The 14,846-nt window shown below is 60.4% G+C and carries 8 protein-coding genes; 1 reads left to right on the plus strand and 7 read right to left on the minus strand.

Features of this window, described 5'->3' with window-relative positions; translation table 11 throughout:
• The 7 genes from C8P63_RS15735 to nadB all read right to left on the minus strand — a co-directional run.
• Positions 1-6,567 (minus strand): DNRLRE domain-containing protein (locus C8P63_RS15735; RefSeq protein ID WP_211308299.1); only part of this gene is annotated, 6,567 nt, incomplete at its 3' end.
• 386 nt (positions 6,568-6,953) lie between these two features.
• Positions 6,954-7,826: a hypothetical protein gene (locus tag C8P63_RS15740; RefSeq protein WP_108025652.1), complete on the minus strand. Its 873-nt coding sequence runs from the start codon at positions 7,824-7,826 to the stop codon at positions 6,954-6,956.
• Positions 7,816-8,457: a hypothetical protein gene (locus C8P63_RS15745; RefSeq protein WP_108025654.1), complete on the minus strand. Its 642-nt coding sequence runs from the start codon at positions 8,455-8,457 to the stop codon at positions 7,816-7,818. Before C8P63_RS15745 ends, C8P63_RS15740 begins: the two co-directional genes overlap by 11 nt.
• Positions 8,457-9,467 carry a type IV pilus biogenesis protein PilM gene (gene pilM / locus C8P63_RS15750; protein WP_108025656.1) on the minus strand — a complete coding sequence of 337 codons (1,011 nt, stop codon included), beginning with the start codon at positions 9,465-9,467 and terminating at the stop codon, positions 8,457-8,459. The genes C8P63_RS15745 and pilM overlap by 1 nt, the downstream gene beginning before the upstream one ends.
• A 509-nt stretch (positions 9,468-9,976) precedes the next feature.
• A complete protein-coding gene (gene nadA, locus C8P63_RS15755) occupies positions 9,977-11,083 on the minus strand; it encodes a quinolinate synthase NadA (protein WP_108025659.1) in 1,107 nt (368 codons plus the stop codon).
• Positions 11,080-11,928 carry a carboxylating nicotinate-nucleotide diphosphorylase gene (gene nadC / locus C8P63_RS15760; RefSeq protein ID WP_108025661.1) on the minus strand — a complete coding sequence of 283 codons (849 nt, stop codon included), beginning with the start codon at positions 11,926-11,928 and terminating at the stop codon, positions 11,080-11,082. Before nadC ends, nadA begins: the two co-directional genes overlap by 4 nt.
• A complete protein-coding gene (gene nadB, locus C8P63_RS15765; RefSeq protein ID WP_342748089.1) occupies positions 11,894-13,366 on the minus strand; it encodes an L-aspartate oxidase in 1,473 nt (490 codons plus the stop codon). The genes nadC and nadB overlap by 35 nt, the downstream gene beginning before the upstream one ends.
• A 186-nt stretch (positions 13,367-13,552) precedes the next feature.
• Between nadB and C8P63_RS15770 the strand changes: the two genes are divergently transcribed.
• Positions 13,553-14,707: a cysteine desulfurase family protein gene (locus C8P63_RS15770; RefSeq protein ID WP_108025665.1), complete on the plus strand. Its 1,155-nt coding sequence runs from the start codon at positions 13,553-13,555 to the stop codon at positions 14,705-14,707.
• Positions 14,708-14,846: the final 139 nt, after the last annotated feature.

Raw genomic sequence — 14,846 nt, forward strand, 5'->3', positions numbered from 1 at the left:
GTCGGCATCATCCTTCAGGGTGATCTTGTGGGTGTTCCCGGCCTTGAAGGCGTAGGTGCCGAGTTTTTTCCACTCGGTCTCCGAGCCCGAGGCGACGTTCTGGTTCACTTCCACCGTGGTGCTGCCGCCGTCATACTCGATGGTGTAAGGGGCGTTGGTGGCCCGGTCCTTGTATTTCTGGTAGCTGACCCAGACTTCATAGTCCCCGTCTTTCGGGACGTTCAGCTTCCAGGTGAAGTAGTGGTTGTCCGTGTCACTGTCCGGGTATCCTGTGTCTTTGTAGTCGTACTGGTAGCTGTACCCCTGGTGGCCGTCGACGTTGTTGGAGGTTTTCCAGTCACCGGCGAACTCCACGTTCTGGGTGTCGGAGTTGTCCACCAGGACGACATCTTTTCCGACAGGGATGCCGTCATCGGACTTGGCTTTCAGTTTCCCGTCGGGGGTGTAGCTCCAGCCCATGGTGCGGCTGTTGGAGCCCCCGGCGGAGGTCAGCGTCCGGCTCGTCTGCTGCCCCAGTTCGTTGTAGTCGTAGCTGGTGGTGATGTTCCAGGGGTCGACGCTCTTCTTCACCCAGCCGTTGTCGAAGTAGTCATAGGTGGTGACGTTCCGCAGGGCGCCCCCGTCGGGATCCGTCTGTCCATCGGAGGGCGGGGCGCTCACTTTCACCCGGTTGCCCACTTCGTCGTAGGTGTAGACCATCTTCGCCTGGTCGTCGATATTGACGCCGTCGTGGGGGAAGATCTGTTCTTTCACCCGGTTCAGAGCGTCGTACTTCGTCTCGTGGATGAAGTCGTCGGGCTCCCCGGTGGTCTCCACGCCCCGGGGGGTGATCACTTTCGTCCGGTTGCCCACTTCGTCGTAGACATACTGGGTGGTCCGGTAGGTGATCGTCCCGCCGTCGTCCTTGTGGGGCACTTTCACCTCTTGGACCATGCCCCGCTCGTCATAGGCGATGTCGGTGGTGTTGCCTTCCTTGTCGGTGACGGAGGTTTTGTTCCCGTCGAGGTCATAGGTGTATTGGGTGCTGTGTCCTTCGGCATCCGTTTCCTTAATCACCCGGTGGTTCAAGTCGTAGTCGATTTTGGTCGTGTAGTCGGTGGTGTCGCTGGATGCTGTCTTCTTGGGATCAAGCACTTTGACAACGTTGCCGACGTTGTCGTAATCGTAAGTGATCGTGTCCCCGTCGGCGTTGGTGACCGTTTTCAGCTGGTAGATGTCGTCGTACCCGTAGGTGGTGACAAAATCGTCCGGGTCGGAGGTCGTCAGGTTCCCCTTGGGTTCCGTCTGTTTCAGGAGGTTCCCGACGAGATCGTACGCATAGGTGGTCTTCCGCTCCGGATCCGTCGCCTCGTCCTTGGGCGCGGTGGTGGCCACCATCTGATCCGCTTTGTCGTAGGTGTAGGTGGTCACGGCGCCGTTGGGGGCCGTCTCTTTTGTGATGTTGTCGTTTTTGTCGTAGACCGGCGCGGGGGTGATGATGTACTCACCCGCGTCTTGATCCTTGGGCTCCTTCTGCTCCAGCGGCCGGCCGAAGACGTCGTAGGTGTACGTGCTTTCCTTGCCCTTGGCGTCGGTGATGGAGACCACGTTCCCCCGCTCGTCGTAGGCGGTGGTGGTGGCATTCCCCAGCGCGTCGGTGATCGTCTCCGGATACCCGGTCGGGTGGTAGTTGCTGTATGTCGTGGTGTTACCGTTGGCGTCGGTGGCCGTCAACAGCTGTCCGGCAGGGTCGTAGGTGTAGGTCGTTTGATAGTCGTCCGGCTCCGTCGGTGTGGCGTTCCCCATCGGGTCGGTCACGGTCGTCAGGTTCCCCACGGTGTCGTAGGCGAAGGTCCACGTCCGCCCTTCCGGGCTCACCTTTTTGGTAAGATCGGCCACGTAGCCGGAAAGATCGGTCTGGTAGTACAACTTGGTGGCGGCGGTGTCCTTGTCGTTGGCTTCGGCGTCTTTCACCTCCAGCGGGTACCCGGTTTTGGCATCATACGTCCAGGTCGTGACCGCCCCGTTGGCCTCTTCCAGACGGGTGACGTTGTTATCGTCGTCCCAGGAAAGCTGGGTGATTTCTCCCTTGGCGTTGGTCGTCTTCTCCGGTCGACCGAAGCCGTCCATCCGGTACTGGGTGGCCTTCCCGTTGGCATCGGTCACCGTGGACTCAATATAGGAACCGGTGGTGCCGTCGGGATCCGTGTAAGTAAAGGCGGTGTTCCCGCCCTCCCGGTCGGTCAGGGTCTGAAGGCGCCACTTGTTGAGCTGGGTGGTCTCCGTATCCGAGGGCATGTAGTAGTCGAGATTCGTGGCGTTCCCCCGGGGATCGGTGATGGTGACCAGTTTGGTGTTCTTGTTGGTGTTGGTGGCGTCATAGGTGAAGCCGAAGGTCTTGGCCTCCGGGATGCCCGCCCCGTCCACCATCTCCCGCATCAGGCCCTTGTCGCTGTAGGTGAAGGTGATTTTCCGGCCCGAAAGGTCGGTGATCGACTTCACCTGGTCGATGATCTTCGGGTTGGTCAGATTCGTGCCTTGGGTTTTGGTGTCTTCGTCAAAATAGGTGTAGTCTTCACCCTTTTGGTAATACTCCAGGGTCAAAGTCTGCCGGCTGGCCGGGTCGGTGATGTATTTCAGGAACTTGACCGGTTTGTTGCGGGATTTCTTCTCTTCATAGGTGAAGAGCATTTCGTTCCCGTTTTTGTCCCGGATCGCCGACAGAAACCCTTCCCCGTCGAAGAAGAACCGGGTCCGGTCGGGCCGGGTCATCACCCACTGGCGCTCCTCTTTCGAGCCGTCCTTTTGCAGGTAGAAATGGACGCCGGCGGGGCTGTCGTAGTACCAGGTGGTTTCATCCGTGGTGTCCGGTTTTTTCAGTTCAAAGATATGACTGGTGCCGTCCCCGTCGGTGAGCGTCACCTCGGTGGGCCAGTCCTGCCCCTTGGGATGGAGATCCAGCGGCGTCCCCAGTCGCATCAGGCTGGTGGCGGAAAGGGACCAGCCGTAGCCCATGGACGAGTCCGAGGTGTCCAGGCTGTTGTAGGTGATCCGCAGGAAGGTGGCCAATCCCCGGCTCGGGTTGGAGAAGGGGTTGTAGCCGAACACGGTGTTGCCGGCGTACTGGTTCACCATCACGGTGGAGCCGGCCCCGGTGTTTTTGCCCACGTACTGGTAGAACTTCTCCAGCCCCAGCTCATCGGAGGTGGGGTCTTCCACCGTGACGTTCTGGTCCAGGGTCTCCAGATCGTCCGTGGTGGATTGCTCCGACAACCACTGGCCGGTGGTTTTGTTCCGCATGTCCCACTTCAGCACAAAGGCTTCCCGCTTGTTCCCCGAGTCACTTTGGATCGGGGTTTTCACCTTCGCCTGGACGGTGATCGTCTCCCCGGGTGCCACGTCCACCGGATCAGTGGCCACGGTTCCATCACTTTGGACCGGGCGGAGTTCGGTCTCCAGCCGGTTGCCTTCGGTGGTCTTGTCCGTGCCGTCGGGAAGGGCCCAGTGGTAGGACAGAACATAGTCGGCGGCGCTCCAGGTGATGTCCGTGGTGTTGGTCAGCGTTACCTCGACGGTGTACTGGTCCCCCGGGATCATGCGGGCGGGGGTTTTCGGCGCGTAATAGGTATTGGCGGTGGTCCGCTCGGTGTAGGTGACCACCAGCTTGGGCCGCAGGTTTTTCTCTTCGGCTTCGCTGCTCAGGAAGAGAACCCGTTCCCCGGCCCCGGCTTCGTCGTTTCGTTTCACCAGGAAACCGTGGTTGGAGGCGGGATCGTCCACCCACTGCTGAACGATGGTTCCCGCATTCCACCGGTGCCACTTGGGATCGCTGGTGATGGAGGAGACAGAGTCGGACACCGCGGCATCATAATCTCCCCCGCCGCCGGTGGTCCAGGGAGTGGCGGCATCGGCGTTGTTCCAGGTGGCTTCCATCTCGACAAAGTCCGTGGTCAGGGCGTGAAGGTCGTAGGTTCCGCCGCTCCCGTAGGTTTCCGAGGTCCACAGGTTGAGCTCCGCGTCCAGGATGTCCGCATCGGCGGGCAGGGTGTCGGTGTTGAACTTCAGAATGGCCCGGGCGTTCCCGTAGGTGGAGCTGTTGTTGCCCACTTCCAGCCACGGATGGCCGGCCAACACATCATGGTTTTGATCCGGCTGACCGCTGGCGATGGTGGTGTCGGCGGCATTCCCCTGGAAAATCTCCACCACACGGCCGGCTTTGGGCAGCCGCACCAGCCGGGTCGGAGACGGGATCAGGGAGCCGTCTTTGGTTTTGACCGCGACCATGTAGTAATAGGCGTTTCCAAAGGGTTCCGGGTCATCGGCGGGTGTCGGCTCCGCCGTGGTGTCCGTGTACTGAGTGGTTCCCGGGTCCACGGGTGCCACCAGGGTGGCCGGTCCGGGTGTGAAGGTTTGATCCACGCTGCGGTGGACCTGGTATTCGACGATATCGTCGTCGGTGGTTCCGGCATCCGGATCCTGGTAGGCCGACCAGTTCAACTCCGCCCCGGTGGCGTGGATCTTGGTCGGATCGTCCAGGTGGACGCCGGGTTTCCCGAAGGTCAGGACCAGCTTGGGCCGGTTGGCGGATTCTCCGTTGTAGGCGTATTCGCTGGCCTCATAGCGGGGACCGCCTTTTCCCAGGGTCTCGTCGGAAGCTTTCAGCATGAATCCGTAGTTGGCCTGCTTGCCGTCGATCCAGTCCTGGACGATGTTCCGAACGCTGAAGGTGTGCCATGTGTTTTGTTCGCCGGCTTTCTTGGTGTCCGTGGCGTATTTGGTCCACTGGACGGCATCGGCGATGGCGGCATTGCCGGGATCGTCTCCGAGGACGACTTTGTGGGTGGTGCCGGCGACAAAGGAATGCTCACCCAAGTCCGCCCATTGGCTGCGGGTGCTCCCCTGGGACTGGTCCACCTGATAGGTTTGTTGCCCGCCGTTGTAGTGAACCGTGTAGGGCACGATCCCCCGATCCGAAGCCTGGACGTAGTGGGCCTTCACCCGGTATTTTCCGTCTTCCGTCAGGCGGGGGATCCAGGTGTAGGTATCCCCGGCGGTGGAATCGTTGTTGTATTGGTAATCGTCATCCACGGCATATTGGGTCAGGGAGCTGGTCGACTGCGGCCATTTCGCTTCATCGTTGGGGCAAGTTTGGGGATAGGTGGATCTATTGCAGTTATCCGGTTCGTTATCCACTGTCTCCCGGTTGTAGCCGACGGCTCCGTAGTTGTCCCCGACGGTGTTCCAGGTGACGGTGGACTCATCCCAGTCGACAGTGACGGGACGGGCTTCGATCCCGACATCGTTCGTGTTGGTATGAAACCACTGGTCGTAGTATAGCTTCAGCTGGGCGGCGTCCAGCTTTTTCCCGTCCACATCCTGTGGGAGCTTGAACTTCACCAGGCTCCGGGCGGCATAGGTGTCCGTCGTTCCCACGGAGAGTTTCCAGTTATCGCCGAAGTTGGTGTCGGAAGAACCGGAACTGTTGATCACCATGGCATCCTGGCCGTCGGTGGGGGTCGGCTCCACTTTGATCGTCGGGTCGATTACCACCGGGTACTTCCGGTCGTCGGACTTGAGCCATTTCTCGTCGGCCTTCACCGTGATCTCGATGTGGGAGCCTTTCTGCTCGACGGACTGGGTGACCTTGTCGCTCCACACTTTTCCGTAGGGGGAGGAGGGGTCGTCCTTGTCATCCATCATGAACGGCTTCGGCATGATGAAGACGGGATCCCCTTCCCCGCTTTTGCGGTAAAAGGCGATGGAGCCGTCTTTTTGCTTCTTCGCTTCCACGCCGCCCATCTTCACCGTGAAGGTGTAGGTGGCGTCTTCCGGCGCTTTTTCCAGGATGATTTTTTCCTTCAGGGAGGTCGGCGTCACATCGTAGACCAGATCCGCCTCCCCGAAGACATCGGGATAGGTGATGGTGTTGTCTTTCGTTTCCGGGGTAAGCTTTTTCTCTTTGCCTTTCACCCCCAGCGTGAGATGCCGTTTCTTCAGCTGGAACTTGACCAGCTGATCCGATTTCTTGCCGAAGAAACTTTGAAAGGTGTTTTTCTCGTTCCCATAACTGAACCCGGGTTTATTGGTATCCTGAATCCGGGTGTCAATCTCTTTCCAGTTCCCCTTATCGTCCCGGTAATGGACGGGGGAGCTGGATACCTCTACCTGTTGGCGGCCATCCTCCAGTTCGTAGAACTTGGCGGTGGCCGTCCTTTTTTTCTTCAGTTCCTTCACCCGTTTGGGTTGGGCCATCTTCTCCCCTTTGGGAGCTTTTTCCTTTCGGGGGAGAACGTCGGTGGCACGGGCGGTTCCCTTTTCCTCCCCGGGGTCATCCAGCCCGAGATAGCCCTCCACCGTATCCCAGAAACCGCGCTCCTCCTCCTGGGCCGGTTGCACCTGGGGTCCATCCGGCTTCAGGAAGTTGATCGCTTTGTCCAGAAAACCGGGTTCCTTGGTGACAGCGGCCAACTGAATCCGGTTGTGAATCTCCTCCGCCGCCAACACCGGCGTGGGCTGAATGCTGCCGAAGACAAAGATGAACAGGAACAGCCAGATAAACCGCTTGCTGAAGGTTCCTTTTTTTCTCACGTGATTTCTCCTTCCTGATGGATTTCACCTTTGAGACGACACCATCTGATCGAAGCGTTCTTCAGCATCCCTCCTCCGAAAGATCTATCGACAGTATGCGACACACTCTATCTCCATTCGACAAAAGGAGTAATTCTCCTTATTAAATTTTTAATAAAAAAACGAGTGTTTTTGTGTATAATTCTTGGTATTGGGTATAAATGTTATGGATTTCTTGTATAAAGCAAAATCAGGATATGATTGTCCATATCAGTAAATCCCCTTAATCATTGGATATTCGGGGGTTGATTTTGTTTTCCTCACCAAAAAAAGGCCACTTCCCCATGAGGGGGGTGGCCTTTTTCCGAGGGAAATAAACCTGATTTAAAACATTTATACATATAGTTTTATGGCGTTTGCGTCCCCGAATTTTCGTTGTTTTCGGATCCATCCTCGGCGGACCCTTCGGATGGGGCAGGATCCGACTCGCGGTTCTCTTCTTTTTCCGTCTCTTCATCCGGATGCTGTTCCGCTTCGCTTCCCTTTGGTTCCGGCTCCTCTTCCTTCGGCACCTCCAACCTCGGCCGGGGCGGGAGGTTTTTCAGATCTTTGTCCCCGTAGACGAACCAGGCCAGGCGGATCCGGATTTGGCCGGCTTTCTTTTCTTGGGTGTATTCCCACCCTTGGACCGAGACGATCCGTTTCATCTCCTGCAGGTTGCCGAAGAGGGTGAGGAGCTGTTCTTCGGTGCCCCGGACGTGGAGGTCGGCCCAGTAAGGGGTGAGGCGGGAATCATCGGGAAGTCGGGGGAGCCCTTCGGAATCGGCTTCCCCTGGGGGGTTCTCCTCTTTGCCGGAGGTGTTCCCGTCTTCCTTCTCCTCTTTTCCGTCTTTCGTTTTTTCAAGATCGGAGAGGTTCTCCGCGGTGCGGAATTCCTTCCACTCGGCGCCGGAATCGTTCACCGCTTTTTGCAATTCGGTGATGAGGCGGGCCGGTTCCGCGGTGACGGGGACTTTTTCCTGGAGGGCGGAAAGCTCCCCTTTGGTGGGTTCTTCGGGCAGTTTCCATTCGGGGTCCAGGACCTTTCGGTGCTCCTTCCTGAACGCCCGGGCTTCGGCCTCCTCCGCCCGCATTTCCTTCTCCTTGGCCCAGATCGGGTAGAGGGAGGCCAATGTGGCGGAAAGGATGAGAAAGGTGCCTCCCGCCCCGATCAGAAAGAGGGTTTTCCCGTTTTTCCAGGCCCCGATCGGACGGGGCGGTTTCGGCTTTCTATTCCACATCGTCCCCCACCTCCGGTAGCGGTGTCCCTTCGGGCTCGGAAGCCTCCGGAGCGGGAGAAGCGGTTTCCGCCTCCGTTCTCTTCTCTTCGGAAGACGGCTTCAGCGTGAAATGGAAGTGAAGCACCTGCTCCCCTTTTGCCGGCGGCTCCGGGAGGGCGTCCTCGCCGCAGCTTTTGCCGAGGCAGTCGAGAAAGACGCCGTCGACGCGGGCGTCCTGCTTGAGGGATTCCAGGAAAACGGCCGCCTCCGATCCGGAGGGGAAGACCGCCCAGCCGTCCATCCGCCGACCCTCGGCTTCGGAACGGAATAGCTCCGTCCCGGCGGGGAGCTTCTCATTCACCACGCGAAGCCCGTCGGACCAGAGGACCCGCCCTTCTTCCGCTTTCTGCACGGATTGGCGATAACGGACTTCGGGGCCGTACCGCTTCATAAACTCCTGATACCGTCCCACCTTCTCCCTCGCCTTCAAATCGGCCATGGCCTGCGACTGATGCGTTTCCTGCATCCGGGCCGCTTCCCGGAACTCCGTGGTGAAAAACCACCCTGCCAAGGCGGTCAACTGGACCAGCCAGCAGAGGATGAGCACAAGACCCCAACCGAAATACCGCCGCCCCGGGGGGACGGGCGGCATCAGGTTGATCCGCCCCGCACCCCGGAGAGCGCCGCTCCCAAGGGGACGGACAACGCGGTCCCCAGCCACCGGGAGGAGCGAATCTGGAGATCTTCGTCCATCCATTCCTGCGGGCCGCTGCCCATCCGAAGGGGAGGGGTTTTTCGGGACTGCATCCACAGCATCAGCTGATTCAGGTCGATCCCCTCTCCCGTCAGCACCCACACCCGGTTCGGTTTCCACAGTTCTCGGTTCAGCCATTCCGGTCCCTCCTTTCCGAGCGTTTCCAGAAGCGCGGCCCCATAGGACCGGACCTTGTCCGGATCCGTCAGCACGGGGGCCAGGGGATCCATCCCCGGTCGCGTCCCGTCCTCCAAAAACCGGGCCATCTCCAGCGGCAGGAACGTCCCCCCCTGCAGCAGGCCGTGGTGGAACAGGTTCACTTCCACTCCTTCCCGGGAAAGGTGCAGCGTGGCCGGACGGTGCAGGGAGCTGTCGTCGGTGAACTCCACCCAGCGCTGGAGGCTGAAGGCGGATAGGTCGATGGAGACCGGCTCCAACCCGCAACAGCGGATGAGGTGCGTCAGATCTTCCACATACGAGCGGGAAACCGCGGCCACCAGCACCTGCTGATGGTCCCCCTCCTCCCAGATCGGACCGAGGGGGCGGTAATCGAAATGGGGATCGTCAAAGGGCAGGTCCCACCCGGGAATCACTTTTTTCCGGATCCATCGCCGCATCCGGTTGGGGCGCATCTCCGGGATGTGCCAGATCCCGGTGACCACCTGCCGGTTGCCCAGGGCCAGGTGGACTTTCCGTGTTTTCAGGCGCCTCCCCGCGAGGGCGTCGGAAATGGAATGGATCAGTTCTTCCCGGTCAACCGCGGAGTGCTCCTTCATCCAGAAAGGAAGGAGCGGGTGAACCACATACTGGGTGAGCCGGGTTTTTTTAAACCCTCTTTTCATTTCCACCAATTTGAACAGGGAATCGGTCAGTTCCATTCCCAGGGCATATCGCGGGATCAGGGGCATCTTGTTCGAACTCCTTCGCAGTTGTCAACGTTTCCGGAGGAGAGGAGAATCTTCCTCCTCCACCATCTTTTAAATCTTTGATGTGAAAATCGAAAAATCCTTTTCTTGTTCTTGATTTTTTCAATGCGGATCAAGAATCGTTCTTTTCGACTACAACAAAGGTCGGGGAATCGTGTCCTGCCCGGGAGTGGGAATGAACCCTCTTTTTATTCTGTTTCCATGCCCACATCCGGGAAAAAGGAACCCGGCTGACCGCCACCGGCAAGGAAGGCCATGGGCACCGGATCCGGCTGAACAGCGGAAGGACCGCTTTTTTTCATGAGATGAAAAAAACCGCCCGAAAGGCGGGTTTTTGGTCATCATCGGCTTGGCTGGAATGGTGACCTCCACCGGATGAAAACCATGGGGGACCCCGAAAAGGAGTCAAGCATCCTTCCGGATCGATCCCCCTGCGCTGGAAAACGGATGCGGCCCATCCGCATCCGTTTTTCCATGAAAACATTCTTTTTTTAATGAATCGACAGCATCCTCTCGAGCGCCGTCCGGGCCCAATGGGCGGTTTCCCGGTCGACGGAGACCCGGTTGACCGGGCGGCCTTCCTGGAGGCTTTCCAGGGCCCACAGGAGGTGAGGGCGGTCGATCCGGTTCATGGTGAGACAGGGACACATGGTCCGGGAGAGGAGGGAGATGCGCTGTTCGGGATGGGTCCGGGCGAGACGCTGCACCAGGTTGACCTCGGTGCCCACCGCCCATTTGCTCCCTGGAGGCGCTTCCCCGATCTTCCGGATGATCCAGCTGGTGGAACCGTTCTCGTCGGCGGCCTGCACCACGTCGAAGGTACACTCGGGATGGACGATCACTTGGGTCTCCGGGTCCCGTTCCCGGACGTCCCGGATCTGCTCCACGGTGAATTTGGTATGGACGGAACAGTGTCCTTTCCACAGGAGGACCCGAAGGTCTTCCATCGGCCCCTTCTCTTCTTCCCATTCCCCGTCGATCGGGTCCCAGACGGCCATCTGTTCCAGGGGGATCCCCATGGCGTGGGCGGTGTTCCGTCCCAGGTGCTGGTCGGGCAGGAACAGGATCCGCTTTTTCCGGGCGAAGGCCCACTCCAGCACACCCCGGGCGTTGGAGGAGGTGCAAGTGGTCCCGCCGCGGCGGCCGACGAAGGCTTTGATGGCGGCGGTGGAGTTGACGTAGGTGATGGGCAGGATGGTGTCTCCCAGCTCCTCCGTCATCACTTCCCAGGCTTCTTCCAGTTCGTCGATATCCGCCATGTCGGCCATGGAGCATCCCGCCTTCATGTCGGGAAGGATGACGATCGGGTCGTCCCCCGTCAGGATATCGGCGGTTTCCGCCATAAAGTGGACCCCGCAGAAAACGATGTAGCGGGCCTGTTTTTGGCCTTCGGCGATCCGGGCCAGCTCCAGGGAATCGCCGGTGAAGTCGGCAAAGCGGATCACGTCGTCCCGCTGGTAATGGTGACCCAGGATCACCAGGTCGGCTCCGAGCCGGTCCTTGGCTCCTTGGATGCGTTCATCGTACTCCCGGTGGGAAAGGTTGCGGTACTTCTCCGGAAGGGCGGGATGGTCCGCCGTCCAGGTTTCCGTATTCATGCCGATTCCTCCTCATTCAGGATCTCCAACCCGATGTCCAGGGCGGAGGCGGAATGGGTGAGCCATCCCAGGGAAATGGCATTCACCCCCGCCTGGGCCGCTTCCCGGGCCGTTTCCGGAGTCAGGCCGCCGGAAGCTTCCGTCCAAACCCGTCCGTCGATGAGGGCCACCGCTTTCCGGAGGGTGGCGGGGTCCATGTTGTCCAGCAGAATGGCGTCCACATCCAGGGACACGGCTTCTTTCACCTGTTCCAGGGTGTCGGCCTCCACCTCCACCTGAACCATGTGTCCGGCGTACGCCCGGACCTTCTCCACCGCCCGCCGGAGACTGCCGGCAACGGCGATGTGGTTGTCTTTGATCATGATGCCGTGACTGAGGCCGAAGCGATGATTGGTGCCCCCGCCGGTGCGGACGGCGTATTTCTCCAGCATGCGAAGGCCCGGCGTGGTCTTCCGGGTATCCAGCACCCGGCAGTCCAACCCCTCCAGGGCGTTCACCACCTGGCGGGTCAGGGTGGCGATGCCGGATAAGCGCTGCAGAAAGTTAAGGGCCACCCGTTCTCCCGTGAGCAACGTCCGGGTCCGTCCCTCCACCCGGGCGAGCACGGTGCCGGAGGTGACACGCGTCCCTTCCTCCGCCTCCCGTCGGAACCGGATGTCCGGGTCCAACTGACGGAACACCTCTTCCGCCACCGGCAATCCCGCGACCACACCGTCCCCTTTGGCCAGGAAGACGGCGGCCGACCGATCCTCCTCCGGAATCAGCGCTTCCGTGGTCCAATCCCCCGGCCCCAGATCTTCGTTTAAAGCCTCACATACCAGTTTTCTCAATCGCAATGGGTTCAACGGGCTCCCCCCTCCGAATCCGGATCCGTTTTTTCGCCCATTCTTCACGGGGTTCCGGAAAATCGCCCCGAAAGTGGCCGCCTCGGCTCTCTTCCCGTTTCAGGGCCGAGTGTAAGATCACTTGTGAAACATCAATCATATCATGGCATTCCAAATATTCCCCCGGCACCTCTTCGCGCAAGGACGAAAGCGCATTCATCCCGTCGATCAAGCTGTTTCGGTTCCGGACGATTCCCGCGTGTTCCCACATGATCCGCCGGACCGCATCGGCATAGACGGGGTTCTCTTGATCAACCGTGAACATTTCCTGACGCACGACTCTGTCGGGAAAGGCCGGAACCCGGGGGAGTCTTCCCGCCGCCTTCGCCACCCGGGACGCAAAGACGGCCCCTTCCAGAAGGGAGTTGCTGGCCAGCCGGTTGGCCCCGTGCACACCGGTGCAGGCGACTTCCCCCACGGCGAACAACCGGCGGACGCCGCTCCGCCCGTGGGAATCCGTCCGCACCCCGCCCATCAGGAAATGGGCCGCCGGGGTGACCGGGATCCGGTCCCGGCGGGGGTCGATGCCGTGCTCGAGACAGCGGGCGAAGATCGTGGGGAACCGGGCGGCAAACCGCTCCTTCAGACCCCGGGCGTCCAGGAACACCCGCCGTCCCTCCCGCACCTCCCGATCGATGGCCCGGGAGACCACATCCCGGGGGGCGAGGTCTTTCCAGTCATGGTAACGGCCCATGAAGGCTTCCCCGCAACTGTTGACGAGCACCGCCCCTTCTCCTCTCACCGCCTCGGAGATCAAAAACATCGGATTCTGTTCCACCGCCAGGGCGGTGGGGTGAAACTGAACGAACTCCATGTCGGCGAGAGCCGCCCCCGCCCGGTACGCCATGGCCAGGCCGCCGCCGGTGACGACCGGATCATTGGTGGTGTACCGGAACACCTGACCGCACCCACCGGTGGCCAACACCACCGCCCGGGCACGGCAGACGATTCCTTCCTCCCCGCGGACGGCCGTGACGCCGAAACATTCGCCCCCCTCCGCGATCAGGCCGGTCACCCGAGTGTGGGAAAAGAGTCGGATCCGGGGATGGGACCGGACCCGGGCCAGCAGGGTCTCCACCATGGCCGCGCCGGTGGCGTCCCCGGAGGCGTGAAGGATCCGGGAAACGCTGTGGGAACCCTCCTTTCCCAGCGCCCATCGATCTCCGCTCCGGTCAAAGGGGATGCCCAACCGGGCGAGACCGGCGACGGCGGCCGGTCCTTCCCGGACCAGCACCTCGACGGTATCCGGGTCCCCCTCCCCCACGGCGGCGGCGATCCCTCCCTGAGCCCGGGAAGAGTTCCCCGCCCCGGCCCGGGATTGGGTGAAGAGATGGACCTCCCCCGCCCCGGCCAACTGCCAGGCGGTCTGCAAACCGGCCAACCCGCTGCCCACCACCACAAAATCGGTTATCCGCTCTCACATTTTTGTGATTCCTTTCACATATTTGTCACAAGAAAATCACTTATATTTTCTCAGGTCTCCCGCTTTTGTCAACCGTTTTTTGATATTCTGATTATTTTTTCACAAGGACAGCGTCCGTTTCCACTATAATAAAGGGGGAAAACGAGAAGGAGGTCGTTGTGGATGCAACCGCTCTATTTTGATCACGGGGCCACCACCCCCGTGCGACGGGAAGTCCGGGAGGTCATGCTTCGGGCGATGGAGGAGGATCCGGCCAACCCCGGCAGCCTCCATGACCCCGGCCAGCGGGCCCGGGACTGGACGGAGCGGGCCCGTCGGGAGGTGGCGAAAGCCCTGAGCGCTTCCCCGAGGGAGATCCTGTTCACCGGAAGCGGCACCGAATCCAACAACCTGGCCCTCCTGGGAGCGGCCCGCCGGCAGCGGGAAAAGGGCCGCCACGTGATCACCAGCCGGGTGGAACACCCCTCCGTTCTGGACACGTGCCGCCAGCTGGAACGGGAAGGCTTCCGGATCACCTGCCTGCCCGTCGATGAGTTCGGCCGGGTGCGAACCGGGGACCTGAAAGAAGCGCTGACGGAAGAGACGGTGCTCGTCAGCATCATGGCGGCCAACAACGAAGTCGGAACCCTCATGCCGATCCGGGAGATGGCCGCCCTTACCCGGAAAAAAGGAGCCCTGTTCCACACCGATGCCGTTCAGCTCTTCGGCAAAGCTCCCCTGAACGTCCGGGATCTGGGGATCGACCTCCTTTCCGTCGGGGGGCACAAGGTGGGCGGACCCAAAGGGGTCGGCGTGCTTTACCTCCGGAAAGGGGTCCGAATCCAGCCGGTGTTTTTCGGCGGGGGACAGGAGCGCGGCCTTCGACCCGGCACCCTGAACGTCCCCGGCATTGCGGGGATGGGGATGGCCGCTCGCCTGGCTTCGGCGGAAGCGTCCCACTTCCGGAAGCACATCTCCCGGCTCCGCGACCTTCTCTGGCAACGCATCGCCGAAGAGATCGGAAACGTCCGCCTCAACGGCCACCCGACGGACCGCCTTCCCAACAATCTGAACATCGGGTTTGACCGGCTGGAAGGACAGGCGGTCCTCCTGGAACTGAACCGGCGGAACGTGGCGGTCTCCAGCGGTTCCGCCTGCAGCGCCGGAAAGCAGAAAGCATCCCACGTCCTCACCTCCATGGGCCAATCTGCCGAAGAAGCGTTCCAGAGCCTCCGGATCACCCTGGGCCGTGAGACGACGGAAGCGGAGATCCACGACCTGGTGGAACGGATGAAAGAATCCGTCTCCGAACTTCGGGCCCGCTTGCCCGTTCTGTAATCCTTTTTTCCTCCCTTCCCGTTCTTTAGCATGATTTTCTATGAGAAAAAGTTGAATTGCCGGAACTTCGTACAGACAAGCCTTTATTTATTTGTTACACTGATACTGAATGAAAAACTTGGGCGAAAGTTCGACCGGA

This window comes from Melghirimyces profundicolus (assembly GCF_003054245.1).
Lineage (GTDB): Bacteria > Bacillota > Bacilli > Thermoactinomycetales > DSM-45169 > Melghirimyces > Melghirimyces profundicolus.

Bases quoted from the DNA above. Each gene is read 5' to 3' on its own strand.
- C8P63_RS15740 (WP_108025652.1), bottom strand. From the start codon at position 7,826: ATGTGGAATAGAAAGCCGAAACCGCCCCGTCCGATCGGGGCCTGGAAA.
- C8P63_RS15745 (WP_108025654.1), bottom strand. From the start codon at position 8,457: ATGCCGCCCGTCCCCCCGGGGCGGCGGTATTTCGGTTGGGGTCTTGTG.
- pilM (WP_108025656.1), bottom strand. From the start codon at position 9,467: ATGCCCCTGATCCCGCGATATGCCCTGGGAATGGAACTGACCGATTCC.
- nadA (WP_108025659.1), bottom strand. From the start codon at position 11,083: ATGAATACGGAAACCTGGACGGCGGACCATCCCGCCCTTCCGGAGAAG.
- C8P63_RS15770 (WP_108025665.1), top strand. From the start codon at position 13,553: ATGCAACCGCTCTATTTTGATCACGGGGCCACCACCCCCGTGCGACGG.